This window comes from Sphingopyxis solisilvae (assembly GCF_015475875.1).
GTDB classification, from domain to species: Bacteria; Pseudomonadota; Alphaproteobacteria; order Sphingomonadales; family Sphingomonadaceae; genus Sphingopyxis; species Sphingopyxis solisilvae.
Window position 1 is genome coordinate 62,587 of sequence record NZ_JADKYM010000002.1, and the last position, 25,783, is coordinate 88,369.

The following is a 25,783-nucleotide window of genomic DNA, read 5'->3' on the forward strand; positions in this document are numbered from 1 at the left end:
CCTACAATCAGACGCCGGTGGTGACGTCGATCGACTGGCCTTCGGCCAAGCGAACGATCGCCTTCTTCACGTCGCTGCGGGTGTAGGGCTTGCCCTTCCAGCGCTTGGTCTTGCCCTTGGTGACGAGCGTGTTCACGCCGATTACCTTGACATCGAACAGCGCCTCGACGGCGGCCTTGATGGCGGGCTTGGTCGCATCGTTCGCAACCTTGAACACCACCGCGTTATTTTCGCTGAGCAGCGTCGACTTTTCGGTGATCACCGGAGCCAGGATCACGTCATAGTGACGCGCATCGACGGTTTTTGCCTTAGCCATTGCAACGTGCCTCCAGCTTTTCGACCGCCGCGCGGGTCAGGACCAGCGTGTCGGCACGGATGATGTCATAGACATTGGCGCCGATCGCCGGCAGCGCATCGATGCCGACCAGATTGGCCGACGCCATCGCGAAGCTTTCGTGCACCGCGTCGCCGTCGATGAAGAGGGCGCGGTTGCCGAGGTCCATCTTGCCGAGCTTGCCGGCGAGCGCCTTGGTCTTCGCGTCCTTGATCTCGAGCGTGTCGAGAACGACGAGCTTGCCGCCCTTCGCCTTGTCGCTGAGCGCCATCTTCAGGCCGAGGGTGCGGATCTTCTTGTTCAGCGCGTGGCCAAAGGTGCGGGCACGCGGGCCGTGCGCCTTGCCACCGCCGATGAAGATCGGCGCCTTGCGGTCGCCGTGACGCGCGGTACCGCCGCCCTTCTGGCGACCGAACTTCTTGCCGGTGCGGGCGACGTCGCTGCGCTCGCGCGCGGCACGCGCCGGACCGCGGCGCTTTTCGAGCTGCCAGGCAACGACGCGGTGCAGGATGTCGGCACGGGCATCGACGCCGAACACATCGTCATTGAGATCGATGTCGGTGCCGGCTTTACCGTCGAGGGTTTGAACCTTGACCTTCATGATCAGGACTCCTGTGCGCCGTCGGTGGCCGCGGTGTCGACGACGGTTTCTTCGACCGGCGTTTCGACCGGCGCGTCAGCCGGGGCTTCGTTGGTGTTGGCCGCGCTCTTGATGCCCGCCGGATAGGGGGCATCGGGGTGACGCGGCAGCTTCACCGCATCGCGGACGAGCAGCCAGCCGCCCTTCGAGCCAGGGACCGAGCCCTTGACGAAGAGAAGGCCGCGCTCGGCGTCGGTGCGGACGATTTCGAGATTCTGCTGGGTGCGATTGCGCGCGCCCATGTGGCCGGCCATCTTCTTGTTCTTGAAGACGCGGCCCGGATCCTGGCGGTTACCGGTCGAACCATGCGCACGGTGGCTGATCGAAACACCGTGGGTCGCGCGCATACCGCCGAAACCCCAGCGCTTCATCGCACCGGCAAAGCCCTTGCCCTGCGTCACACCCTGGATGTCGACGATCTGGCCGGCGACGAAATGGTCGGCCGACAGTTCGGCGCCGACGTCGAGCGTCGCGTCGTCAGCGACGCGGAATTCGACGACCTTTGCCTTCGGTTCGACTTCGGCCTTGCCGAAAGCGCCACGCTGCGGCTTCGCAACATTCTTCGCCTTCGCCGAGCCGGCACCGAGCTGGACGGCCACATAGCCGTCGCGTTCCTGTTCGCGTACGGAGACGACCTGACAGCCTTCGAGGCTCAGGACGGTGACGGGCACGTGGCGGCCGTCGTCCTGAAACAGGCGGGTCATCCCCATTTTCTTCGCGATCACGCCAGTCCGCATGATCATACTCCTCAACAGAGGCCGGGCGGACCATTCCGCACGGCGTGTGGGACTCCCTCGGGGCAAACCCCGGTGGAAACCCTCCCAGCCCAAAATTTCGATGGTCGCCCCGTCCGGGCTGAGGTGCCGCCTTCCCGAAGGAGAGCGGCGAGACGGGGGACGCAGCCCGGTCTGTCTGTTTCCGAAGAAACAACCGGCGGTATCCACCCTATCGTCGGTCCGGATCGCTCCGGACAATGCAGCCACCGAAATGGCTGCCGATAGAGACCCCGACCTTCGCCGGGGCTGCGCTGGCTTAAGCCAGCTTGATTTCGACGTTCACGCCCGCGGCAAGGTCGAGCTTCATCAGCGCATCGACGGTCTGCGGGGTGGGCTGCACGATGTCGAGCAGCCGCTTGTGGGTACGCACCTCGAACTGCTCGCGCGACTTTTTGTCGATGTGCGGGCCGCGGTTCACGGTGAATTTTTCAATGCGCGTCGGCAGCGGGATCGGGCCGCGAATAAGCGCTCCGGTACGACGCGCCGTGTCGGCGATGTCGGTGGTGGCCTGATCGAGCACGCGGTGATCAAAGGCCTTCAGGCGAATGCGAATATTCTGCGTTTCCATGACTGTTCCAGTCGAATCCCGTCTGACGATGCGAAAGAGCCGAAATGGCCTGCTCCGACCTCCGCATGGAAGCCGGACCGGCCATTAAAAATCTTTAAGCTACGAGCCGCCCGAATCGCTTCCGAATCAGGCGGCTCGCGGCCCTATATTACTTTGTGATCGTCGCCACAACCCCTGCGCCGACCGTGCGGCCGCCTTCGCGAATGGCGAAGCGCAGACCCTGGTCCATCGCGATCGGGGCGATCAGCTTGACCGACAGCTGGACGTTGTCGCCCGGCATGACCATCTCGGTGCCCTCGGGGAGGATAACCTCGCCGGTGACGTCGGTGGTGCGGAAGTAGAACTGCGGACGATAGTTCGCAAAGAACGGCGTGTGACGGCCGCCTTCGTCCTTCGACAGGACGTACACTTCCGAAGTGAATTCGGTGTGCGGGGTGATCGAGCCGGGCTTCGCCAGAACCTGGCCACGCTCGACTTCTTCACGACCGACGCCGCGGATCAACGCACCGATGTTATCGCCGGCCTGGCCCTGGTCGAGCAGCTTGCGGAACATTTCGACGCCGGTGACGACGGTCTTCTTGGTGTCCTTGATGCCGACGATTTCGACTTCTTCACCCACCTTGACGATGCCGGTTTCGACGCGGCCGGTGACAACCGTACCACGACCCGAGATCGAGAACACGTCTTCGATCGGCATCAGGAAGGGCTTGTCGAGCGGACGTTCCGGCTGCGGGATCCATTCGTCGACGGCGGCCATCAGCTTCAGGATCGCGTCCTTGCCGATGTTGTCGTCGCGACCTTCGAGGGCGGCGAGCGCCGAACCCGGGATGATCGGAATATTGTCGCCGTCGAAATCGCGCTTCGACAGTTCTTCGCGGATTTCGAGCTCGACGAGTTCGAGAAGTTCGGGATCGTCCAGCTGGTCGACCTTGTTCAGGAAGACGACCATGGTCGGCACGCCAACCTGCTTGGCGAGCAGGATGTGCTCCTTGGTCTGCGGCATCGGGCCGTCAGCGGCCGACACCACCAGGATCGCGCCGTCCATCTGGGCGGCACCGGTGATCATGTTCTTCACATAGTCGGCGTGGCCCGGGCAGTCGACGTGCGCATAGTGGCGGCCTTCGGTTTCATATTCGACGTGCGCGGTCGAAATGGTGATGCCGCGCTCGCGCTCTTCCGGAGCCTTGTCGATGTTCGCGAAGTCAACGGCGGCGTTGCCCGCGACGTTTTCGGCGAGCACCTTGGTGATCGCTGCGGTCAGCGAGGTCTTGCCATGGTCGACGTGACCGATGGTGCCGATGTTGCAGTGCGGCTTGTTCCGCTCGAATTTAGCCTTTGCCATGTGTTTGAACCTTCTTGTTCGATGTTTGGTTGATCAGTTCCGGGCGGAGCCTACCTGAATCAGGCGCCGCCCTTAGAGGGTCTTGCCGCGCGGTGCAAGCCCGCGCGGTTTCAACCCTGTCAGGCCATCTTGGCCTTCACTTCTTCGGCGACGTTGTTCGGCACTTCTTCATAGTGCGAGAACTGCATCGAGTATTGCGCGCGGCCCTGGGTGAAGGACCGCAGCTGGTTGACGTAGCCGAACATATTGGCAAGCGGGACCATGGCTTCAACCACCTGGGCGTTGCCCCGGCTGTCGGTGCCCTGGATCTGGCCACGGCGGCTGTTGAGGTCGCCGATGACGTCGCCCATGAACTCCTCGGGAGTCACGACTTCGACCTTCATCACCGGTTCGAGCAGCTTGATGCCGGCCTTCGCCGCCACTTCGCGCATCGCCGCGCGGCCCGCAATTTCGAACGCCAGCGCCGAGGAGTCGACGTCGTGGTAGGCGCCGTCGGTCAGGCGGATTTCGAAGTCGATGATCGGGAAGCCGATCATGTGGCCGTTTTCGGCCGACTCGCGCATGCCCTTTTCGACCGACGGGATATATTCGCGCGGAATGTTGCCGCCCTTGATCTCGTCGATGAAGGTGATGCCCGAGCCGCGTTCGCCGGGGGCGACGCTGACCTTGACGCGGCCGAACTGGCCCGAGCCGCCCGACTGCTTTTTGTGGGTATAGTCGACATCGACCGGCTTCGCGAGCGATTCGCGGTACGCCACCTGCGGCGCGCCGACATTCGCTTCGACCTTGAACTCGCGCTTCATGCGATCGACGAGGATGTCGAGGTGAAGCTCGCCCATGCCCTTGATGATCGTCTGGCCCGATTCATGGTCGGTCGACACGCGGAACGAGGGATCTTCGGCAGCCAGACGGCTGAGCGCGATGCCCATCTTTTCCTGGTCGGCCTTGGTCTTCGGTTCGACCGACAGCTCGATCACCGGCTCGGGGAATTCCATCCGCTCGAGGATGATCGGCGCGTTGCTGGCGCAGAGGGTGTCCCCGGTGGTGGTTTCCTTGAGGCCCGCGAGCGCGACGATGTCGCCGGCGAACGCTTCCTCGATGTCTTCACGCGAGTTGGCGTGCATCAGGAGCATACGGCCGATCTTTTCCTTCTTGTCCTTGACCGAGTTCAGATAGCTGCCCTTGGTCAGGGTGCCCGAATAGATACGGGCGAAGGTGAGCGAACCGACGAACGGGTCGTTCATGATCTTGAACGCGAGCATCGACAGCGGCGCCGAATCGGCGGTCGCGCGCGAATCGGGTTCGTTGGTGTCGGGGTTGATGCCTTGGACGTCTTCGATGTCGAGCGGCGAGGGCAGATAGTCGACGACCGCGTCGAGCAAAGTCTGGACGCCCTTGTTCTTGAACGCCGAACCACACAGCACGGGGACGAACGCCTGATTCAGCGTACCCTTGCGGATCAGCGCCTTCAGCGTCGCGACGTCGGGAAGATTGCCTTCGAGATAGGCTTCCATCGCATCGTCGTCCTGTTCGACGGCGAGCTCGACGAGCTTTTCGCGATATTCGGCGGCCTTGTCGACGAGGTCGGCGGGAATTTCCTCATAGAAGAATTCGGCGCCGAGGCTTTCGTCCTTCCAGATGATCGCGCGCTCGTTGACGAGGTCGACGAGACCCTTGAAGTCCGATTCCGCGCCGATGGGGAGGTACAGGACCGCCGGAACCGCACCGAGGCGATCGATGATCGTCTGGACGCAATAATAGAAATTGGCGCCGGTGCGGTCGAGCTTGTTGATGAAGCACATCCGCGGAACTTTATACTTGTCCGCCTGACGCCACACGGTTTCCGACTGCGGCTCGACGCCGGCAACGCCGTCGAATGCAGCGACCGCGCCGTCGAGGACGCGCAGCGAGCGCTCGACTTCGATCGTGAAGTCGACGTGGCCGGGGGTGTCGATGATGTTCAGGCGATGTTCCGGACCCTGGCCTTCATCGGCCTTCCACAAACAGGTCGTCGCGGCCGACGTGATCGTGATGCCGCGTTCCTGCTCCTGCTCCATCCAGTCCATCGTCGCGGCGCCGTCATGGACTTCGCCGATCTTGTAGGACTTGCCGGTGTAATAGAGGATACGCTCGGTCGTCGTGGTCTTGCCGGCGTCGATGTGCGCCATGATACCGAAATTGCGATAGCGTTCGAGCGGATGGCTGCGTGCCATGGTCTTTTCCTTGGGCTTTGGGGGAGGCCGTTGCGGCCGCCCCCGATATAGGAAGTTTTGTTGCGATTGCGAGACGCCCCCGTAACACGGGGAGCGTCGCCGCAATTACCAGCGATAGTGGCTGAAAGCGCGGTTGGCTTCGGCCATGCGGTGCGTGTCTTCGCGCTTCTTCACCGCGTTGCCGCGGTTGTTCGACGCGTCGAGCAGCTCGCCCGACAGGCGCGCGGCCATCGTCGTTTCGCTGCGGTTGCGCGCGGCGGTGATGAGCCAGCGGATCGCGAGCGCCTGCGCACGATCGGGGCGGACTTCGACGGGAACCTGATAGGTCGCACCGCCGACGCGGCGGCTGCGCACTTCGATGTTCGGGCGGATGTTCGCCAGCGCTTCGTGGAACACGCCGAGCGGTTCCTTCTTCGCACGGGCTTCGACCGATTCGAGCGCACCGTAAACGATGTTTTCGGCGACCGACTTTTTCCCGTCCAGCATGACGCTGTTCATGAATTTCGACAGCACGACATCTCCGAAACGGGGATCGGGCAGGATTTCGCGGCGTTCAGGACGACGACGACGAGCCATGGGTAATTCCTTTTACAACAGCATCCCGGCGCATGGGCGGCTCGGGATGATCAAATAGCCGAAAAAGCGGTCCTTACTTCGGACGCTTCGCGCCGTATTTCGAACGGCTCTGCTTGCGGTCCTTCACACCCTGCGTATCGAGCACGCCGCGCAGGACGTGGTAACGCACACCGGGAAGGTCGCGGACACGGCCGCCGCGGATCAGCACGACGCTGTGTTCCTGGAGGTTGTGGCCTTCGCCGGGGATATAGGTGATGACTTCGCGGCTGTTGGTCAGGCGGACCTTGGCAACCTTGCGGAGCGCCGAGTTCGGCTTTTTCGGGGTCGTCGTATAGACACGGGTGCAAACGCCGCGCTTCTGCGGGTTTGCGTCCATCGCCGGGACCTTGGACTTCACCTTCTGGGGAGTCCGGCCCTTGCGGACCAGCTGGTTGATCGTGGGCATGAATGCTTCACCTTTATGTGTTCGCCCATCAAAGCGAACGGTTACTGTACCGCGGTGGATGAAGCATCGGTCCGAAATCCACGGAAATCCACGGAAAACGGGCAACCTTGTAACAGCAAAAGACCCCGGCAGATCAGGGCGATCTTCCGGAGGCTCCATCCGCGCCAGCAATGTTCAAGCGCTGTTGCAACCGGAAGAGGCGGTTAAGCGCCGCTTTCGATCGTCGCGGCCCCTAGCGGCGATTCCCCTGACGGTCAAGAGGCGGGCAAGATTGTTGCGCGACCGTCGCCGAGCTATCGGTGACCGATGGCCACCCTTCGTCACGCCAGCTTCGCGCCCCATGTCGCGCGCGACACCCGGCTGCTGATCCTCGGCAGCCTGCCCGGCGCGCGGTCGCTCGCCGAGCGCCAATATTATGCGCATCCGACAAACCAGTTCTGGCGGCTGGTCGGCGACGTGATCGGCCAGCCGCTCGCGGCGCTGTCCTATGACGACCGGCTGGCGGCGCTGCGCGCGGCGCGCGTCGGCCTGTGGGACGTGATCCGCACCGCCGAGCGGCACACAAGCAGCGACTCGCAGATCCGCGATGCCGAAGCGCACGACCTCGCCGCGCTGGTCGCCACCCTGCCCGACCTGCGTATGATCGCGTTCAACGGCGGCAAGGCTGCTGCGATCGGGCGGCGGCAATTGCCGATGCTGGATGGCGTCGATGTCATCGACCTGCCGTCGAGCAGCGCTGCGAATACGATCGGCTATGCGGGGAAATGGAAACAATGGCAGCGCTTGGCCGCGGCGCTGGACAACAACTGATCCTCCCTGTGGCGAAGCCATGGGGAGGTGGCAGCGCGAAGCGCTGACGGAGGGGCGACAACGCCAACGTCGCTGCCCCTCCACCACGCCCTGCGGGCGCGGTCCCCCTCCCCACGGCTTCGCCGCAGGGAGGATAATTTCAGTCAATCGACCACTTCCCCCCGCGCCATCACGAAATCGACCTTTTTCAGCACCCGCACATCGGCGAGCGGGTCGCTGGCGACGGCGATGATGTCGGCGCTCTTGCCCGGCGCGATGCTGCCGATCTGGTCCGACAGGCCGAGCAGGTCGGCGGCGTTCACCGTCGCGGCTTTCAGCGCCGCGACCGGGGTCATGCCGTGCTGGACCATCAGTTCGAATTCGTCGCCGTTGCGGCCGTGCTTCGATACCCCGGCATCGGTCCCAAACGCGATCTTCACCCCGCGCGGCACCAGCTGTTCCAGGCTCTTGCCGGTGATTTCGATCCGCCATTTGATCTTGGCCAGCACATCGGGCTCATAGGCGCCCGGGTTCGCGGCGATGCGTTCCTTGTACCCGTTCACGGTCGAGAGCGTCGGGACATAATAGGTTTTCGATTTCGCCCATTGGCTGATCGTCGCTTCGTCGAGGATCGTGCCATGTTCGATTGAATCGGCGCCCGCGGTCAGCGCGAGGCGGATGCCGTCGGCGCCATGCGCGTGAACCGCGACCTTTTTGCCGAACAGCCGCGCGGTTTCGACGATCGCCTGCGCTTCATCGTCGAACATCTGTTTGCCCAGCCCCGCCCCGATGCGGCTGTTGACCCCGCCGGTTGAGGCGAATTTGATCACGTCGGCACCGCGCCCGATTTGCAGCCGCACCGCGCGACGACAATCGTCGGCGCCGTTGCACGTATTGCCCGCGCCCGCAAAGAAGGGCCGCAGCTCGTCGCGATAGCCAAGCGAACCATCCATATGCCCCGCGCTGCCCGAAATGCTCGCGCCCGCATCGACGATGCGCGGCCCCTGTACCTTGCCCGCCAGAATCGCATCCCTGAGGGCAAGCGTCGCGCCGTCACCATCACCGAGATTCCGAACGGTAGTGAAACCGGCACGCAGCGTTTTCATCCCGTTGACCTCGGCATTGAACGCCTGCGCCGCGGGGCTGAGCGTCACATCCTCCAGCTGCCCGGCAATTCCGCCCGCGTCGCTGGTCAAATGGACATGGCTGTCGATCAGGCCGGGCAGGACATATTTGTCCCTGAGGTCGATCAGCGTCGCGCCCGCTTCGGCGGGCTGATGGCCGTCGGCGATGCTGACGATCTTGCCGCCCTCGACGACGATCGTCGACGGCCCGCGCACCGGCTTGCCGGGTTCGGCCAACAATTGCCCGGCGTGGATCACTGTGCGCGCGGGCGCCTGCGCGGCGAGCGGCGCGGCCAGCGCGGCGCCGAGCAGCGCGAGCGGAAGGCAATGGATCGGTTTCATTCTGGCATCCCCTGATTTGATGTCGGGGGCGGTTAAAGCCGATCAGAAGCCCATCGTAAAGCGCAGTGCCGCGCCCCGGTCGTCGGGCAAGGCGGCGATATGGCCGGGATCCTTGCGCCACCAGCTGTTGGCGACCAGGTCGCCGCCGAACAGCGGCACCGCATAGCTTGTCTCGACCACCAGTTCGCGGCCCGTCGGCGCAAGATTATAGCTGCGGCGACCAAAATCGGTGCGCCCGCTGGCATAGTCGTGCGCTACCGGCAGCATCAGGTCGATGCCGCCGCGCGCGACGCGCATCGGCTGGGCAAAGCGGAGCGCAGCGCGGTCGCCGGGACGAAGCAGCGCGGTCCTCGCGACGTCGAGCGAAAAGGCCGACGACCACAGCGTCCCGCCCGCAACCAGCCCGCCGCGATCGGGAAGCGTCCACATCTGGCGCCAGGCGCCCGACAGATTCCAGCCGTCCGCAAGCTCGATGCCGATGCTGGCATCACCGACCAGGCTGGTCGCGCCGCCGGAGCCGAAAACCGGGCCGAGGCGCGCGCCGAGCAAGCTGTCCGATTCGCGCAGCCAGCTGCCTCCGAGCGCGGCGCGCGCCGCACCGAAGCGGCCGTCCCACGCGGCGCCGATCCGTTGGTAGCGGCTGTCGCGACCCGAACGATAGCGCAGTACCGGATCGTCCTGCCAACGCGCACCCGACACCCAGCCATCCTCCATCAGCAGCGTGACATGATGGCCGCCCGCAACGCGACGGCGCAGCATCGCGGCGATCCCCGGCTGCGCGGCGAAACCCAGGCCTTCGTGGGCGCCATCGCCAATCAGCATCGCGTGGCCGCTGTCGCCGCGCTCGCCCGCCAGCAAGCCCCCCGTGCCGCGCCCGGCGGCAAAACCGATCCGCGTTTGCGCGTCGAGGCGCGTCACGACCGATGCGGCCAGCGTCCGCGCGCGCGCCGCATCGTGGAACGACAGGCCGGCCAGCGCATCGCCGCCGCCCGCCCCCGGCGCCGTCACAAGCGACAGCGCCGTCGCGCGGCTGGCGGCGCTTTGCTGGCGGACCAGCCCGCCGATCGCCCCCGACAACTTGAAATCGGGTCGGCGCAGTGCGAGCGACTGGCCGAAATCGACATTGAAGGCGCGGCCGAAGCCGTCGGTGACCAAGCCGGTCACCGTCCCCGCCCGGCCCGCCCCCGCATCACCCATCGGCCCGCCGAGCATTCCGAGCGCGCTGCCGAGATCGACCGCGGTCGCGGTGCCGGCGAGCGTCGTCGGGCCCATCGGCTGGAAAGCGCGCGCGATGTCGAGGATGCCGCGACCGAAGACCGCATCCTCGCCCGCCGTCCCGGCGTCGCGCGCCGATTGATAGAGGAGCTGGACGATCTGTGGGCTCGACAGGTTCGGAAACGCTTGCGCCAGCAACGCGACCGCGCCGGCGACCTGCGGGGCGGCAAAGCTTGTCCCGTTGAGCAGGAAAACAAAATTGCCCTGCGTTTTGAGCACCCCATTTTCATACGCGCAGCACACGCCTTCGCCCAGCGCCGACAGATAGGATGCCGAATAGGTACCGGCACGATTGCTGAAAGGCGAATTGGCGCCGTTCCTGTCGACCGACCCGACGATGATCACCAGCCCGCCCCCCGCATCGCGCATCCCCTGCGCAAAACGCCCCGGATTGTTCGGATCGTTGCCGTTCGCAGTCGTGTCGCCCTCGTTGCCCGCCGACAGGATGATGATCACCCCGGCGGCGGTCGCGCGCTGCACGGCGCTGCGCAATGTCGCGCCCGGCGGATCGTCGCCGCCGAGCGAGATGTTGACGACGCGCGCGCCCGCGGTGACCGCGCGATCGAGCGCGGCGGCGATGGCGCTGCCGGCGAATTGACAGCCGCTTTCCTCGGTGCCGGGATTCTCCGTCGCGCAACTGCCCGGCCGGTCGGCGCGCAGAACGAGCAGCCCGGCGTTATAGGCGATACCCATCGTCCCCGCGTCATTCTTTGCGCCCAGCAATACCTGCGCGACATTGGTGCCGTGATTGCCTTCACCGTTGATCCCGCGCGATCCCGCGACGTCAGCGGAGAAAGGCGAGATGCGCCCGGCAAATTCGGGGCTGTCCTCGTCGATTCCGTCGTCGATAACGCCCGCCAAAATCCCCTGCCCTGTCGCCCCCGCCTGATAAGCGGTGATCGCTCCATGGAAATTGACCCCGTCAGATCGCCGCACCTCCGCGGTGTTAAAATTGCCCGTCGGTGGCGGCGTAGGGGGTGGCGTCGGGGTTGGGGTCGGGGTCGGCGCGGGCGCCGACGGCGGCGCCGGGGTCGGCGAGGGCCGTGCCCCGCCTCCACCGCCGCAACCGGCGAGCAAGCTAGCGGTCAGGCCCAACAGAAGCGGCAGCGGGCGTTTCGCGATTCGCCGCTTGCTGCCGCGTTGACGCTTGTGGGTCATCACCTTCCCCTTGTCCCGATTGCTGCCTTGTAGCGCAGCGACGGTGACGACCATAGCGCTTTGCGGTTAATCGGTAGTTTGGCGGTGCGTCACTTTTCCGCCCGTCGCCGCGGCGGCAAGTCAGCCTTGCCGCCGCGCACCCCAGCCTTTATGCGGCGCCCCGCCATGTCCGTTTCGCTCGACCATATCGATTGCTGGATCTTCGATCTCGACAACACGCTCTATTCGCCCGACGCGCGGCTGTTCGACCTGATCGACGAGCGGATGGGCGCGTTCATCATGCGGTTGCTGGGTTGCGACGCGGCCCAAGCGCGGCGGGTGCAGAAGCAATATTTCCACGATCACGGCACGACCATGGCGGGGCTGATGCGCCACCACAGCGTCGATCCCGAGGATTTTCTGGTCGATGTGCATGATATCGCGCTCGACCGCATCGCGATCGATGCGCGGTTGCGCGACGCGCTGACCCGGCTTCCCGGTCGCCGGCTGGTCTTCACCAACGCCGACGCCGATTACGCGGCGCGCGTGCTCGATGCGCGCGGGATCGCCGACCTGTTCGACGGCATCTGCGACATAAGGATCACGCGCTACACGCCGAAGCCCGAGGCCGCCGCCTATGAGATGATGATCGCGCATCTGGGCGTCGATCCGGCGAAGAGCGTCTTCGTCGAGGACATGGCGCGCAACCTGACCCCGGCAAAAGCGCTGGGGATGACCACCGTGTGGCTGGACAACGGCAGCGAAAGCGGCCATCGCGACCACCTGCCGGATCATGTCGATTTTCATGTGCGCGACCTTGCCGACTGGCTCGACAGCTTGCCTGCACCCTGGGGGATTTCATGACGACCGACCTGCAAACGACGATCGACGCCGCGTGGGAAGCGCGCGACACGCTTGGCCTGACCACGGCCGGCGCGGTGCGCGACGCGGTCGAAACCGCGATCGAAGGGCTCGATGACGGCAGCCTGCGCGTAGCACAGCGCGATGCGGACGGGACATGGCAGGTCAACCAGTGGCTGAAAAAGGCGGTGCTGCTGTCGTTCCGGCTCAACGACATGGAATTGATCGACGGCGGTCCCGGCGGCGCGACCTGGTGGGACAAGGTGCCTTCGAAATTCGTTGGCTGGGGCGAAAACCGATTTCGCGATGCGGGTTTCCGTGCCGTGCCCGGATCGATCGTCCGCCGCGGCGCTTTCATCAGCAAGGGCGCTGTCCTGATGCCGAGCTTCGTCAACATCGGCGCTTATGTCGGCGAAGGGTCGATGGTCGACGCCTGGGCCACCGTCGGCAGCTGCGCGCAGATCGGCGCCAACGTCCATCTGTCGGGCGGCGCCGGGATCGGCGGGGTGCTCGAGCCGCTGCAGGCGGGCCCGGTGGTGATCGAGGACGGCGCGTTCATCGGCGCGCGTGCCGAAGTTGCCGAGGGCGTGATCGTGCGCGAGGGCGCGGTGCTGTCGATGGGTGTGTACCTCGGCGCATCGACCAAGATCATCGACCGCGCGACGGGCGAGGTGTTCATGGGCGAAGTCCCCGCCTATGCGGTCGTCGTCCCGGGATCGCTGCCGGGCAAGCCGCTGCCCGACGGGTCGCCCGGCCCGTCGCTGTACTGCGCGGTGATCGTCAAGCGCGTCGATGCGAAGACGCGCGCCAAGACCGGGATCAACGAGCTGCTGCGCGATTGATCGCGGGTCGGCGTGTCTGCTGATCGATCCTCGTACGCCGTTGGTGGATATTGTGACATAGTTCCGCGGCAGCGTCCCTTATGAAGGCGACAGCGCAATTTTGTTTTACTGCGCCAGTGCGGGGGGGGGTTATGCGGGCGATTGCCTGGAAACTGTCGGTCGGGATCGCGGCTGTCTGGGCCAGCGCACCGGCGCTGGCGAATGAAGAACCGATTGCGGCAGATTCCGCCGCACCGGCGACCGGTGGCCAGCGCTATACGCCCGCCGATTTTACCCGCTTTGCACCGCGGACCGCGCTCGACATGGTCGAGAAGGTGCCCGGGTTTGTCATCGTAACGGGCACCAACGGCGGCGATCGCGGGCTGGGGCAGGCGACGCAGAATGTCCTGATCAACGGCGAGCGGATCGCCAACAAATCAACCGATGCGCGCAGCGCGCTGCAGCGGATCGCCGCACCGCAAGTCGCCTATGTCGATATCGTCGACGGCGCGAGCCTGAACGTGCCGGGCCTGACCGGCCAGGTCGCCAATGTCGTGCTGGTCGCGGGCGCCGCGGCGGGCGGATTCCGGACCACGATCCGCTGGCAACCCGAATGGCGCCCGCGGCTGGAGAATAACTGGCTGAACGGCGAAATTTCGACCACCGGCAAGGTGTCGGGCACGCAGGTGACGCTGAGCCTGAAGAACGAAGCGAACCGGCAGGGCCATTGGGGCCCCGAACGACGGTTCGACAGCGACGGCAATCTGTCGTTCGTCCGCGACGAATTTGCGAGCTATTACGGCGACCGGCCGCGGCTGGCGCTGGCGCTGGCACGCACGACGCCGGGCGGCGACAAGTGGAACGTCAATCTGGGCGGCCAGCTACAGCAGATCGACCAGCGGGTCCGCGGTACGTCGGTGCAGCCCGGTACGGGGCAGGTGAACGAGGATTTCCGCTTTGCCGAGGACGAAGTCAATTACGACATCGGCGGCGACTATGAGCTGGGGCTTGGCAAGGGGCGGTTGAAGCTGATCGGCCTGTACCGGTTCGAACACAGCCCCTTTGTCGATACTTTCATCGTCGACCGCGCGGTCGGCGGGCGCAGCGGCGAACGGTTCAGGCAGACCGCCGACGAAAGCGAAGCCATCCTGCGCGGCGAATATGGCTGGCGGAGCGCGGGCGGCACCGACTGGCAGGTCGCGCTGGAAGGCGCGTACAACATCCTCGACGTCGATGCCGAGCTGGCGGTGCTCGATCCCGGCGGCAGCTTTCGGCCCGTCCTTTTCGGCGGCGAACGGACCAGGGTCGAGGAAAAACGCGGCGAAGCGTCGCTGACCTGGGGCCGGGCGCTCGCGCCCAATCTGACCGCGCAGATCAATCTGGGCGCCGAATATAGCGAGCTCGGCTCGTCGGGGCCGGGCGGGCTGACGCGCCGTTTCGTGCGGCCGAAAGGCAAGCTCGCATTGGCGTGGAAGGTCGCGCCGCGCACGACGATCAATTATCAGCTCCAGCGCCGCGTCGACCAGCTCAACTTTTATGATTTTGCGAGCTCGGTCGATGTCGCGAACGGGCAGGGCAATGACGGCAACGGGTTGCTGGTGCCCCCCATCCTCAACCGGACCGAACTGGAAGTGGTGCAGGACATGGGGGGATGGGGCAATGCGTCGATCGCCGCCGCCTATGCCTATGCCCAGGATCTGGTCGACCAGATCCCGCTGTCGCCGACCACCGAAGGACGCGGCAATCTGCCGCCCGCGCATCTGTACCGGATCAGTTCGAAGGCGACGCTGCTACTCGACCGGCTCGGGTGGAAGGGCGCGCGGATCAACAGCGACCTGACCTGGCGCCGCAATCGGGTGCGCGATCCGCTGACCGGCGCGTGGCGGAACCAGAGCCGCGGGCAGGAATATCTGGTCGACGTCAGCCTGCGCCACGATATTCCGGGGTCGCAGCTGGCGTGGAGCGCGGGATATTTCGACGAGCGCTACAGCGCCAATTTGCGGCTGGGCGCGATCGAAGAGGATTACACCGACGGCGCCTTTGTCACCGCCTTTGTCGAGCATAAGGATGTCGCGGGCTTCACCGTGAAGCTGTCGTACCGCAACCTGGCCGGGATGAAGGACGCGTTCGACCGCACGGTCTTTGTCGCGCGCCGCGACGGTCCGGTCGCATTCAGCGAAAGCCGGTTGCGCCGGTTCGGCCAGTACTTCCAGCTAACCGTGACAGGGACAATATAGGCATCGTCATTGCGAGCGAAGCGACGCAATCCAGGGCGGTTTACGCTACCCTGGATTGCCGCGTCGCCTGCGGCTCCTCGCAATGACGAAATCTGTTACCGTTCGCTGAGATAATAACGATCGCCCGGCGTCAGATCGTCGGCGAGATCATAGACGATGGGCTGGCCGGTCGGGATTTCGAGGCCGGTGATATCGGCGTCCGAAATGCCCGACAGATGCTTCACCAGCGCGCGCAGACTGTTGCCGTGCGCCGAGATCAGCACCGTTTTGCCCGCGGCGAGTTCGGGGACGATCGCGCTGCGGTAATAGGGCAGGACGCGCTCGATGGTGTCCTTCAGGCTTTCGGCCGCGGGAATTTCGATGCCGGCGTAGCGCGGATCGGTCGACAGATCCCATGGCGATCCGGCGTCGAGCGGCGGGGGCGGGATGTCGAAGCTGCGACGCCAGATCTTCACTTGGTCTTCGCCATGCTTGGCCGCGGTCTCGGCCTTGTCGAGCCCGGTCAGCCCGCCATAATGGCGTTCGTTGAGCCGCCAGTCCTTGGTGACGGGGAGCCACAACCGCCCCATCGCTTCCAGCGCGAGGTTCAGCGTCTTGATCGCGCGCGTCTGCACCGAGGTGAAACAGCTGTCGGGGGCGACGCCTTTCGCTTTCATCAGCTCGCCCGCGGCCCAGGCTTCGGCCACGCCCTTTTCGGTGACGTCGACATCCCACCAGCCGGTGAAGCGGTTTTCGAGGTTCCACTGCGACTGGCCGTGACGGATGAGGATGAGCTGCGGCATGTTTCGTCCTTCGGTTGGAGCGGATTTGCCGCCCCTTAACCCAGCTTTCGGGCAAAGGCCAACGTCCCCCTTGAAATGGTTTCAGGCGCCACCAAATCTTGGTCATCCGGCCGCCAAAACGGGGCCGGGTGGCGATCGCGGCGCGGTGCCGCGGTCCCTTTGCTTCGCTTGTTCAAAGGAAGGAATGACCCATGCGTAACAGCTTTGACTGGACCCCCTATCGCCGTTCGACCGTTGGTTTCGACCGCCTGTTCGACTTTCTGGAAACGAGCGGTTCGGGGGCCGAGAACTACCCGCCGTTCGATATCGAAAAGGTCGCCGACGATCATTTCCGGATCACCGTCGCGGTCGCGGGTTTCAAGAGCGACGAAATCGATATCACGGCGCAGCAGAACATGCTGACGGTCAGCGGCCGCAAGGCGCCGGCGCCGGAAGGCGAAGGACGCCAGCTGCTGTACAGCGGCATCGCGACGCGCGCGTTCGAGCGCCGCTTTCAGCTGGCCGACTTTGTGCGGGTGAGCGAGGCCGACCTGGCTGACGGCCTGCTGACGATCGATCTGGTGCGCGAAGTGCCCGAGGCGATGAAGCCGCACAAGATCGCGATCGGCGGCAGCGCGCAGCCGGTGATCGAAAACAAGAAAGCGGCCTGAGCGTCGCCCTGACCCGGATTGAAGACGGGTTTGCGCGGGGTCCGAAGTCCCTTTCGGACCCCGTTTTTGCGCCCGCCCTTTTCTCGGGTGTCAGATTTCGCGCGTCATGAAGCGGCTGAACGGATCGAACTTATAGCAGGCGAAGGGCGGGCAATCGGCGAAGCCATAGCGGCTGTACAGCGCGATCGCCGGTTCGAACGCCGCGCCCGATCCGGTTTCGAGGCTGAGCCGGCCGACACCGCGGTGCCGCGCTTCGGCAATGATATGGTCGAGCAGGCGCGCAGCAACGCCGCGGCGCAAAAAGGCGTCGGCGGTGCGCATCGACTTGATCTCGCCATGCGCCGGATCGAGCATCTTGAGCGCTCCGCATCCGGCGAGCCGGTCGCCCTCGTGGATCGACCAGAAGGTGACATCGGGGGCGTTGAGACCATCGAAGTCGAGGAAATGACAACTGCCCGCCGGTGAATTGGCGAGCATGCCTGCGAAATGCTGTTCGAGCAGCGCCCGGATCGCGGCGCCCGACAGATCGTCCTTGACGATCCGCCAGCCCCGTTCCCCGGCGCCCGCGGTCACAGCATCTGGTCCAGCGTCTGGAGGCAGGCGTGGGCGAGCAGTTTCGACCGCTCGGGCGACCAGCCGGCGACAGGATCGGGCAGGTCGTCATTGTCCTTGAATGGCATTTCGAGCGTCATCGACACCGCGCCGAACCGTTCGGCAAGCTGCGTCGTCGACATCGACAGATTGGCTTTTCCGGGCGCCGATTCAGCATAGCCGAGCGCGACCTGGAAATCGGGCGTGTTCACCGCCAGCGCCGCCTGGAACGCCTTATATTTGTCCATCTGTTCGGGCTTGAGCGACGGGATGCCTTCAAAACCCGCAAGGAATACCGCCGGAATCGCCTCGTCGCCGTGGACGTCCATCGCCCAGTCGACGCCCGTCTCGTCCATCGCACCCAGAACGCACAGCACTTCGGGACTGCGTTCGGCGGTCGGATTGTCCCATTCGCGGTTCAGGTTCACGCCGGCATAATTGGTGCGCAGATGGCCGCGGCACGATCCGTCGGGATTCATGTTCGGGACGATGTGGAACCGGCATTTCTTCAACAGCGATCGCGCGTGCGGATCGGCCGGATCGGTCAGCTTTTCCAGCGCGCCTTCCATCCACCATTCGGCCATGCTTTCGCCGGGATGCTGGCGCGCATAGAGCCAGACCTGGGTGTGGCCGCTACCCATTTCGAGGCAGTCGATCGGCTGCCCCTCGAGGCTCGTCCCGAGACAGCGATAGGTCACGCCGTCGCACTCGGCGACGCTGGCGACCAGATCGTGATGGCGCTCCATCGAATAGGGAGCAAAATAGGCGATCCACAGGATCGGGCTTTCGGCGGTGTGCCGGATCGTCAAGGTTCCTGCTTCATAGCTGGTGTCGAGGCGAAACCAGTTTTCGCGATCGAAACTGCCGCAGGCGGCATAGCCGGGCCAGCCGTCGGGATAGGCGGAGCGGTCGAGCCCGGTGATCGCCAGCTCGAGCGGGTCGCCGACGGCGCAGGCCACGCGAAAGTGGAACCACTGGAAAAAATCCGATTCGCGGTCCTTGCGAATCGACAGGCGGGCCGACGTGCCGTCGATCGCGTCGACGACGATATTGCCGCTGTCGAAGGCGGCGTTGATGGAGATTGTCATGGGACGCTGATAGTGCGTCCCGATTCGCCGGGAAAGTCCCTGAATAACGCTTCGGCCAATTTTGCCGCGGCCAGCGACGGCTGCGCGGCCGGTGCCTTGACCGGTACCGCGGTCAGCGCGCGACCTTCCCACAAGGCCTGGCCGCTCGCCGAATCGTCGATGCGGACCGCCAGCTGCAAGTCGGCCATCGCCTTGGGTCCGCCGCCTAGATTGATGCCGAGGCCAAGGCCGACCCCCGAACCATAGCTGCCGGTCGAACCGCCCACCCCGACCGACACCGGCGACCGCCGCGCAGCGCCGCGTTCCTCGCTGCGATCGAACGAGACGCGGACCAGCAACGGTGCGCGCTCGTTGGCGCCCGCCGCGACAAGGCCGAGCCGCTGCAACTGCTGATCCACCGCGGCGCGATAGCTGTTCCATTCAAGCGAGGGCATCGCCGCGCCAGGCCCGTCGAGGGGGGTGGTCGCAACGGCATAGCGCGTCCCTGGCGCCCAGCCTGGAACGGCGTTGTGGAAACGCGTCACCTCCACCGGGGGGACGGCAGTGGCGCAGCCACCCAGCGAAAGCGCCGCTGCAGCGAGCAGGGCGACGGAAAAAGGACGCGTCATCGCCCTATCATGCGCCACATAATATGGCTTGGCAATGAACGGGGTTTCGCGAACCCCGGTGGCCAAGCCGCCAAGGGGGATCGCGAACCGGTACCCGTCAACGATAGAAAATGTGATTGTCGATCTGCGCGATACGCGTCTTGCGCCAGTTCGGCGACACATAACGCGCGTGGAAGAACAGCGCCCCCGGCGCGTGATTGTTCCAGCTGCCGTCGCGGGCGATCTGGGCGATCGCAATCGCGTTCGACCATTGCGCGCCTTCGCGCACGGCGGGCATCCGCCCGCCGCGAACAAAGCTGAACTGGCTTTTCTGGTGGACCACGCCGCACAGGCTTTTCGGAAAACGACCCGACTGGGCGCGATTGATGACGACATGCGCGACGGCAAGCTGGCCAACGAGCGATTCGCCGCGCGATTCGAAATAGACCGCCCCGGCAAGGCAGCGCAGTTCGGGATCGAGCGTCGCGGGCCGCGGCGTTGCCGCCACCAGTTCGGCAAGCGATTCGGCGGTAACCGGTTCCGGCTTTTCATCTGCCGGCGGATTTTCCGCGCTGTCGAGATCAACAGGGTCGACGGGCGTTTCCGCCCCGGTCGATAGCTCCGCCGCTTCGTTTGCGACCGGCGCGTCGGCACCGGGAACGATCAACGCGGGGAGGCTGGCGTCGGCAGCCAGATCGCTGGCAAAGCCGGGTTCGGCCAGAAAAAGCATGGTTGCGGCAGTCATGCCGACGGCGGCCACGCTGGCACCATTCAAAATGCGACTCATAATGTCCGTCAAACGTGCGGCCGATAAACCGAACCTCTCAAAACAGGCGGGGGACTATCGTCCGGTACATCGCCTGCGGTCATCGTCCGACTGCGTGTCCACTCCGTTTCATCGGGGCATGGTGAAATCCATGCAACCCGCGGAACGACCTACGCGTTATCGAATGCGCGCCACTTATTGTGCGCTGCAACAGAGTCAAGTTAACGCAGCCCACTCCGCGACGAGTCGTGGCGCATCTGCGATATCCAGTTCAACGATCCACAGGTCGGGATCGGCCCTTTGCCGCCGTTCGCGATAGTTTGCGCGCGATTCACCATCGTCGGGGTCATCGGGACCGACTGCTTCCCAGACATAATCGCCGGTCGGCGAAAAACGCCGTTCGAGCAACGGGCCGGGCCGACCGCGTTCGGCGCATTGGACCAGGATCGATCCGGCATGGTCGTCGCCGCGGACCAGCACCGCAGCAAATCCCCCCGCCGCTTCGGTGCGGCGAATGAGCAGATCGACAAGAAAGCGACTGGTCAGCCGCGCCATAAGGATACTCCCTGTCGCGCAGCGATGGGGAGGTGGCAGCGGCAAGGCCGCTGACGGAGGGGCAAATGACGCGACGTTGCTGCCCCTCCACCATTCGCTTCGCGAACGGTCCCCCTCCCCATGCCTACGGCACAGGGAGGATTCAGATCATGCGCCGCAATGCCTTATCAGGCCGCGTCACGCGTTTCAGTATCGGCGAGCAGCGCATAAAGCGCTTCGTCATTCTTGGCGCCGCGCAGCCGTTCGGCCACCGCCTCGTTGCGCAACATGCGCGACACACCCGCCAGCGCCTTCAGATGATCGGCGCCGGCGTCGAGCGGCGACAGCAGGACAAAGAGCAGGTCGACCGGAAGACCGTCGACCGCGCTGAAGTCGATCGGCCGCGCGAGTTGCAGGAACAGCCCGCGGACCCCGGTCAAATCGGCCATCTTGGCATGCGGCAAGGCGATGCCGCGGCCGAAGCCGGTCGACCCCAGCCGTTCGCGTTCGAGCAGCGCTTCGCTGACCTCGCCCGCGTCGAGGCCGAGCGAGCGGCTGGCCAGATCGCCGACGAACGGAAACAGCGCCTTTTTCGAATCGATCTGGACGTGCGCGCGCACCGTGGCCGGATAGAGGAGGGAGGAAAGGTTCATGGGTCTGGTCAAATCTGTATAGCCGCCGGGCAAGCGGGCCGGGCGTTCCCGAACAATGTTTGCGGATCGGTTGAACCGGCGCCCCGCCGGACCGGCATCGGACGTGTTGGGCGCGGCCCTTATGCCGGTTGGCGGAGAAAATCCAGTCCTATCGTGGTTCGACCCAGCCGATCGTCCCGTCGTCGCGGCGATAGACCATGTTGTGCGACCCGGTCTTGCTGTTGACGAACAGCAGCGCGTTGGTGTTCCGAAGGTCGAGCATCATCACCGCGTCGGACACGCTGCTGGTCGGGATATCGACGCGCGTTTCGGCGATGATCGCGGGGGCATCGCCCGCCTCTTCCTCGCCGCCGCCGTCGAACACGATATAGCTCGCATTCTCCTCGATCTCGTCGACCGTCGGCGATGGCTGGGCGGGGCCGTTGTTGCGGTCCTTCAATCGCCGCATATAGCGCCTGAGCTGCTTTTCGATCCGTTCGGCGGCGCCTTCGAACGCGACATGCGCGTCCTGCGCCTGGCCGTGCCCTTTCAGTACCAGCCCCTGCATCACATGCGCGACGATGTCGCACTGGAAACTGTCGTGCGGACCCTTGCCAAAGGTCGCATGCGCACCGATCGCGCGCGAGAAATATTTGTCGGCAATCGCGTTCATCCGGTCCGCGACATGCGCCTGCAGCGCTTCGCCGGTTTCGATCTGGTGGCCAGAGACGCGGATTTCCATTTTTCTTCTCCTTCTTGGCCGGTGCGTGACGTCATGGGAGGGCCATCACACCGTATCGAGCCACAGCGGCTGGTTCAGCCCTGCGACAAATTGAGCGTGGCGCGCCAGTTCGGCGGCCGAGGCGACATGGGGCCGGGGTTCGCGAAACGGTCGGCCGGAACGCGCCGCCGTCGGGGGCGCAGCGCCGGGCGTCGCGGGACTGCCCGAGGCGGCAAGTCCCAGCCCGATCTGCCGCCCGCCGGTCATTTCGATATAAAGATGCGCGAGCAGTTCTGCGTCGAGCAACGCGCCATGTTTGACGCGGTGGCTGCGGTCGATGCCATAGCGCGTGCAGAGCGCGTCGAGGCTGTGCTTGGCGCCCGGATGGAGTTTGCGCGCCATCTGGACGGTGCAGCACATGCGCGCCATGTCGAGTGCGGGGCGGCCGATGCGCGCCAGTTCGGCGTTGACGAAGCCAAAGTCGAACGCGGCATTGTGCGCGATCAGCGGCGCGTCGCCGAAAAATTCGAGCAGCTCGTCGACGCGAGTCGCAAACAGCGGCTTGTCCGACAGAAACTGCGCCGACAGGCCATGTACCGCCTCGGCGGCAGCCGGCATGTCGCGTTCGGGGTTGAAATAGGCGTGAAAGGTGATGCCGGTTTCGCGGCGGTCGATCAGCTCGACACACCCGATTTCGACCAGCCTGTCCCCGCTTTTGGGGTCGAAACCCGTGGTCTCGGTATCGAAAATAATCTCGCGCATCGAACCGATAATCTGGACCCTAACGCGCGCGGAAACAAGAGGCGATGAAGCGAATCTGGCGGTGCGTCGCGCTTTTAGGTCGGCCCGTTTCGATGATGAAATCGGCGCGCGCGCGTTTGACGCGGTCGGGCACCTGCAGGCGGCGGATCGCCTTGAGCTTTGCGGCAGTCATGCCGGGGCGGCGCATCACCCGCTTGCGCTGCATCCAGGCGGGTGCCGAGGCGACCGCGATCGCGCCGACGCGCCGCCAGCCGCCCTTTTCGAACAGCAGCGGAATATCGAGCACGACGACATCGCGCGAGCGGTGCCGCGCCAGAAAGCGCTTCTGGGCGCGGAACACCGCCGGATGGACGATCGCCTCGAGCGCCGCCAGTTCGTGGGTGTTGCCGAGCACCAGCGCCCCCAGCTTTTGCCGGTCGACGCCCTCGGGGCCGGTCGTTCCGGGAAAACGCGCCTCGATCGCGGCGACCAGCGCGCCGCCCGGTCCCTGCAGCCGATGCACTTCGGCGTCGGCGTCGAATACCGGCACGCCTTCGGCCTGGAACATCGCCGCCGCGGTCGATTTACCCATGCCGATCGAGCCGGTCAGGCCAAGCAGGAAGGGGCGACGGAGCGGCAGGTGGGGGCGCTTGAAGTGACTCATGCAACCAGCAGCGCCCGCAATTCGTCGTCGCGCCCCTCCGGCGGCGACGCGCCGAAGAACAGTTCGAACGCGAGCGCCGCCTGACCGATCAGCATGTCGAACCCGTCGACGGTGTCGAGCCCACGCGCATCGGCGGTCTCGAGGAGGCCCGTCCGGAGCGGCGAATAGACAAGGTCATAGACGATCGCGTCGTCCGGGAGCGGCGACAGGTCGAGGTCGAGCGGCGGCTGGCCCTTCATGCCGAGGCTGCTCGAATTGACCAGCAGCGCGGCGGGAGGCAGCGGGGCATCGAGCGCCACGACCTCGCCTTTGAGGCCAAAGGTTGCAAGCAGGCCCATCGCTTTGAGCGGCGAGCGGTTGAGGATGGTAACATGGCCGACGCCAGCACGCGCCAGCGCAAACAACACCGCCCGCGCCGCGCCGCCCGCGCCGACGACCGCGACCGGCGCGCCTTCGAGGTCGAGTTCGGCCAGCGGAGCGTAGAATCCTGCCGCATCGGTGTTGGTTCCGATCACTGATCCGTCAGGCTGCCGCACGATCGTGTTCATCGCGCCGATCGTGCCGCGGATATCGCCGGGGTCATCGACCAGATCCATCACCGCAACCTTGTGCGGAATCGTGACGTTGCACCCGCGCCAGTCGGGATCGGCGCGACGCTGTTCGATATAGGCAGCCAGCGCGTCGGGCTTGATATGCGCGCGGCGATAATCGGCCGCGATGCCCAGCGCGTCGAGCCAGAATTTATGGATCAGCGGCGATTTCGAGTGCGAAATCGGATCGCCGATCACTTCGGCATAGGGCAGCGCGCTCATTGCGGCGCCAGCCCGGTGGTACGTAGCCACGCCAGCAAAGGCAGCATCGGCATGCCGATGATCGTCCAGGGATCGCCCTCGACCCGTTCGAACAATTGCACGCCCGCTCCCTCGATTTCATAACAGCCGACGGTCCAGCGGATGCTGTCCCAATTTTTGGCGACATAGGCGTTGATAAAGGCATCGGACAAGGGGCGCATCCACAGCTTCGCCTCGCCGATCGCGCGCCACATCGGGGCGCCATCGCGCGCCGCGACCGCCGCGCTGAACAAGCGGTGGCGCGTTCCCGCCATGCGGCGCAGATGGTCGGCCGCCTCTTCGGGGGTCGACGGCTTCGAAAGCATCGTGCCATCGTCGAGCGCGAGGGTCGAGTCGGCGCCGATCACCGTTACCCCGGGCAAGCGCGACGAGATTTTGACCGCCTTTGCCTCGGCCAGCGCGTCGGCAACGTTGCGCGCGCTCTGCCCCTCGGCCCGGAGCGCGGCGGTCAGTCCTTCCTCATCGACATGCGCAGCAGTGGTTTCGAATCTGAGCCCGGCGGCCCGCAGCATCGCGGCGCGGCCGCTGCTTTGCGAAGCGAGCAGCAAGGTCATGCGCTCGCCCGATCCTCGACCAGCTTGATCACTGCCGCGGCGGTTTCCTCGATCGAGCGGCGCGTTACGTCGATCACCGGCCAGCCATTGTCGGCGAACATCCGCCGCGCATAGGCAAGCTCGGCCTTCACGCGTTCGTCATCGACATAGCTCGTCTCGGGCGCCTGGTTGAGCGACAGCAGCCGGTTGCGCCGTACCTGGACGAGCCGGTCGAGCCCGGTCGTCAGCCCGACGACCATCGGGCGCTTGAGCCGGAACAAGGCGTCGGGCGGCGGCGATTCGGGGACGATCGGGATGTTGGCGGTCTTGAATCCGCGGTTGGCGAGATAGATGCTCGTCGGGGTTTTCGACGTCCGGGAGACGCCTGCCAGCACAATGTCGGCTTGCTCCCAATTTTCCCAACCGATGCCGTCGTCGTGCGCGACGGTAAATTGAATGGCTTCGACCCGCGCAAAATAAGCCGCATCGAGCTGGTGCTGGCGCCCCGGCCGCGCTTTCGCTTCCTGGCCGAGCATCCGTGACAGGGCGTCAGTCACCGCGTCGAGCGCGGGGACGAGCGGCAGGTTGAGCGCCCCGGCGCGGCGTTCGAGACTGACACGCAGGTCGCCGTTGACCAACGTGAACAGGATCATCCCCGGACTGGCCTGCACCTCGGCCATGATCCGGTCGAGGTGCGATTCCGATCGTACCATCGGCCAGAAATGGCGCACCACCTCGACATCGTCGAACTGCGCAATCGCCGCCTTGGCGATATTTTCGAGTGTCTCGCCCGTGGAGTCGGATATGAGATGAAGGTGAAGCCGGCCCATCACGGCACCATGGCGGGAAGCCGCTGAAAAAGGCAATCCCGGAACCGGTCGGCAATGTCAAAAAGGCGCTTGTGGATAAGTTTTGGACAAGCGCGGGGACGGAATCGGGAGGGAGGATTCATCCCCGAGGCTGCCGATTCCGCTCTATCCCTTGTCCACAGGGGAGAGAATTTATCCACAGGCTGTGAATTGCGGGCAAAGCGGGCAACGACTCTGCGGCATCGAACGCTGCCCGCGGAGTCAAGCTGTTGGCAAAAACGACGCTCGCGCCTAAAGCCGCGCTGTCCGCCGACCAACAAACCACCACAATTTTATTTAATATTATATTGAAGA

At 65.0% G+C, this 25,783-nt stretch carries 28 protein-coding genes; 5 read left to right on the forward strand and 23 right to left on the reverse strand.

All coding sequences use genetic code 11. The features are described 5' to 3' along the window. Window positions 1–7 precede the first annotated feature (7 nt). From IR187_RS02350 to rpsL, 8 genes are all read right to left on the reverse strand, one after another. Complete coding sequence (locus IR187_RS02350; RefSeq protein WP_058806667.1) at window positions 8–316, reverse strand: 50S ribosomal protein L23; 309 nt, start codon at window positions 314–316, stop codon at window positions 8–10. Beyond that, on the reverse strand, window positions 309–935 hold the full coding sequence (rplD, locus tag IR187_RS02355; RefSeq protein ID WP_194953102.1) for a 50S ribosomal protein L4: 627 nt from the start codon (window positions 933–935) through the stop codon (window positions 309–311). The genes IR187_RS02350 and rplD overlap by 8 nt, the downstream gene beginning before the upstream one ends. 2 nt (window positions 936–937) lie before the next feature. Then, a complete protein-coding gene (gene rplC / locus IR187_RS02360; RefSeq protein ID WP_194953103.1) occupies window positions 938–1,711 on the reverse strand; it encodes a 50S ribosomal protein L3 in 774 nt (257 codons plus the stop codon). A 295-nt stretch (window positions 1,712–2,006) separates the two neighbouring features. Beyond that, the gene (gene rpsJ / locus IR187_RS02365; RefSeq protein ID WP_011543089.1) at window positions 2,007–2,318 is read right to left on the reverse strand and encodes a 30S ribosomal protein S10; all 312 of its coding nucleotides are present in this window, start codon (window positions 2,316–2,318) and stop codon (window positions 2,007–2,009) included. A gap of 148 nt (window positions 2,319–2,466) precedes the next feature. Beyond that, window positions 2,467–3,660 (reverse strand): elongation factor Tu, encoded by a 1,194-nt coding sequence (gene tuf / locus IR187_RS02370; protein WP_194953104.1) that lies wholly within the window; start codon window positions 3,658–3,660, stop codon window positions 2,467–2,469. A gap of 119 nt (window positions 3,661–3,779) precedes the next feature. Then, window positions 3,780–5,873, reverse strand: coding sequence for an elongation factor G (gene fusA, locus IR187_RS02375; RefSeq protein ID WP_194953105.1), 2,094 nt, complete (start codon window positions 5,871–5,873; stop codon window positions 3,780–3,782). Between the two features lie 105 nt (window positions 5,874–5,978). Then, window positions 5,979–6,449, reverse strand: coding sequence for a 30S ribosomal protein S7 (gene rpsG / locus IR187_RS02380; protein ID WP_194953106.1), 471 nt, complete (start codon window positions 6,447–6,449; stop codon window positions 5,979–5,981). Window positions 6,450–6,522: 73 nt separating this feature from the next. Next, a complete protein-coding gene (gene rpsL, locus IR187_RS02385; RefSeq protein ID WP_058805196.1) occupies window positions 6,523–6,894 on the reverse strand; it encodes a 30S ribosomal protein S12 in 372 nt (123 codons plus the stop codon). A gap of 306 nt (window positions 6,895–7,200) precedes the next feature. Here rpsL and IR187_RS02390 point away from each other — a divergent pair, with 306 nt between their 5' ends. Beyond that, window positions 7,201–7,704, forward strand: coding sequence for a DNA-deoxyinosine glycosylase (locus IR187_RS02390; protein ID WP_194953107.1), 504 nt, complete (start codon window positions 7,201–7,203; stop codon window positions 7,702–7,704). A gap of 143 nt (window positions 7,705–7,847) precedes the next feature. On the opposite strand, the gene IR187_RS02395 is transcribed toward IR187_RS02390, so the two are convergent. Next, on the reverse strand, window positions 7,848–9,149 hold the full coding sequence (locus IR187_RS02395; RefSeq protein ID WP_194953108.1) for a metal-dependent hydrolase family protein: 1,302 nt from the start codon (window positions 9,147–9,149) through the stop codon (window positions 7,848–7,850). A 42-nt stretch (window positions 9,150–9,191) separates the two neighbouring features. Continuing rightward, complete coding sequence (locus tag IR187_RS02400) at window positions 9,192–11,360, reverse strand: S8 family peptidase (RefSeq protein ID WP_194953109.1); 2,169 nt, start codon at window positions 11,358–11,360, stop codon at window positions 9,192–9,194. Between the two features lie 387 nt (window positions 11,361–11,747). Between IR187_RS02400 and IR187_RS02405 the strand changes: the two genes are divergently transcribed. From IR187_RS02405 to IR187_RS02415, 3 genes are all read left to right on the forward strand, one after another. Next, window positions 11,748–12,425: a pyrimidine 5'-nucleotidase gene (locus tag IR187_RS02405; protein WP_194953249.1), complete on the forward strand. Its 678-nt coding sequence runs from the start codon at window positions 11,748–11,750 to the stop codon at window positions 12,423–12,425. Beyond that, a complete protein-coding gene (gene dapD / locus IR187_RS02410) occupies window positions 12,422–13,264 on the forward strand; it encodes a 2,3,4,5-tetrahydropyridine-2,6-dicarboxylate N-succinyltransferase (protein WP_194953110.1) in 843 nt (280 codons plus the stop codon). The genes IR187_RS02405 and dapD overlap by 4 nt, the downstream gene beginning before the upstream one ends. A 131-nt stretch (window positions 13,265–13,395) precedes the next feature. Then, window positions 13,396–15,480 carry a TonB-dependent receptor gene (locus IR187_RS02415; protein ID WP_194953111.1) on the forward strand — a complete coding sequence of 695 codons (2,085 nt, stop codon included), beginning with the start codon at window positions 13,396–13,398 and terminating at the stop codon, window positions 15,478–15,480. Between the two features lie 95 nt (window positions 15,481–15,575). Here the strand turns inward: IR187_RS02415 and gpmA are convergent, their stop codons facing one another. Next, complete coding sequence (gene gpmA, locus IR187_RS02420) at window positions 15,576–16,262, reverse strand: 2,3-diphosphoglycerate-dependent phosphoglycerate mutase (protein ID WP_194953112.1); 687 nt, start codon at window positions 16,260–16,262, stop codon at window positions 15,576–15,578. A 191-nt stretch (window positions 16,263–16,453) separates the two neighbouring features. On the opposite strand from gpmA, the gene IR187_RS02425 reads away from it, so the two are divergent. Then, entirely contained in the window at window positions 16,454–16,912 is a 459-nt protein-coding gene (locus tag IR187_RS02425; RefSeq protein ID WP_194953113.1) for an Hsp20 family protein, read from the forward strand. Between the two features lie 90 nt (window positions 16,913–17,002). Here the strand turns inward: IR187_RS02425 and IR187_RS02430 are convergent, their stop codons facing one another. From IR187_RS02430 to IR187_RS02485, 12 genes are all read right to left on the reverse strand, one after another. Continuing rightward, a complete protein-coding gene (locus tag IR187_RS02430; protein ID WP_194953114.1) occupies window positions 17,003–17,485 on the reverse strand; it encodes a GNAT family N-acetyltransferase in 483 nt (160 codons plus the stop codon). Then, a complete protein-coding gene (locus IR187_RS02435; RefSeq protein WP_194953115.1) occupies window positions 17,482–18,591 on the reverse strand; it encodes a M14 family metallopeptidase in 1,110 nt (369 codons plus the stop codon). The genes IR187_RS02430 and IR187_RS02435 overlap by 4 nt, the downstream gene beginning before the upstream one ends. Continuing rightward, window positions 18,588–19,199 (reverse strand): DUF4136 domain-containing protein, encoded by a 612-nt coding sequence (locus tag IR187_RS02440; protein ID WP_194953116.1) that lies wholly within the window; start codon window positions 19,197–19,199, stop codon window positions 18,588–18,590. Before IR187_RS02440 ends, IR187_RS02435 begins: the two co-directional genes overlap by 4 nt. Before the next feature lie 97 nt (window positions 19,200–19,296). After that, window positions 19,297–19,923 carry a cell wall hydrolase gene (locus tag IR187_RS02445; RefSeq protein ID WP_407699062.1) on the reverse strand — a complete coding sequence of 209 codons (627 nt, stop codon included), beginning with the start codon at window positions 19,921–19,923 and terminating at the stop codon, window positions 19,297–19,299. Window positions 19,924–20,160: 237 nt separating this feature from the next. Further along, window positions 20,161–20,499 carry a DUF1491 family protein gene (locus IR187_RS02450; protein ID WP_194953118.1) on the reverse strand — a complete coding sequence of 113 codons (339 nt, stop codon included), beginning with the start codon at window positions 20,497–20,499 and terminating at the stop codon, window positions 20,161–20,163. 167 nt (window positions 20,500–20,666) lie between these two features. Further along, entirely contained in the window at window positions 20,667–21,131 is a 465-nt protein-coding gene (locus tag IR187_RS02455) for a PTS sugar transporter subunit IIA (protein ID WP_194953119.1), read from the reverse strand. A 148-nt stretch (window positions 21,132–21,279) separates the two neighbouring features. Further along, the gene (hpf, locus tag IR187_RS02460) at window positions 21,280–21,852 is read right to left on the reverse strand and encodes a ribosome hibernation-promoting factor, HPF/YfiA family (protein ID WP_194953120.1); all 573 of its coding nucleotides are present in this window, start codon (window positions 21,850–21,852) and stop codon (window positions 21,280–21,282) included. Between the two features lie 45 nt (window positions 21,853–21,897). Beyond that, window positions 21,898–22,593: a DNA polymerase III subunit epsilon gene (gene dnaQ, locus IR187_RS02465; protein WP_194953121.1), complete on the reverse strand. Its 696-nt coding sequence runs from the start codon at window positions 22,591–22,593 to the stop codon at window positions 21,898–21,900. Between the two features lie 19 nt (window positions 22,594–22,612). Beyond that, a complete protein-coding gene (gene coaE / locus IR187_RS02470; RefSeq protein ID WP_194953122.1) occupies window positions 22,613–23,236 on the reverse strand; it encodes a dephospho-CoA kinase in 624 nt (207 codons plus the stop codon). Next, window positions 23,233–24,048, reverse strand: coding sequence for a shikimate dehydrogenase (aroE, locus tag IR187_RS02475; RefSeq protein WP_194953123.1), 816 nt, complete (start codon window positions 24,046–24,048; stop codon window positions 23,233–23,235). Before aroE ends, coaE begins: the two co-directional genes overlap by 4 nt. Beyond that, window positions 24,045–24,641 (reverse strand): Maf family protein, encoded by a 597-nt coding sequence (locus IR187_RS02480; RefSeq protein WP_194953124.1) that lies wholly within the window; start codon window positions 24,639–24,641, stop codon window positions 24,045–24,047. Before IR187_RS02480 ends, aroE begins: the two co-directional genes overlap by 4 nt. Next, window positions 24,638–25,450: a pyruvate, water dikinase regulatory protein gene (locus IR187_RS02485; protein WP_194953125.1), complete on the reverse strand. Its 813-nt coding sequence runs from the start codon at window positions 25,448–25,450 to the stop codon at window positions 24,638–24,640. The genes IR187_RS02480 and IR187_RS02485 overlap by 4 nt, the downstream gene beginning before the upstream one ends. Window positions 25,451–25,783 lie beyond the last annotated feature (333 nt).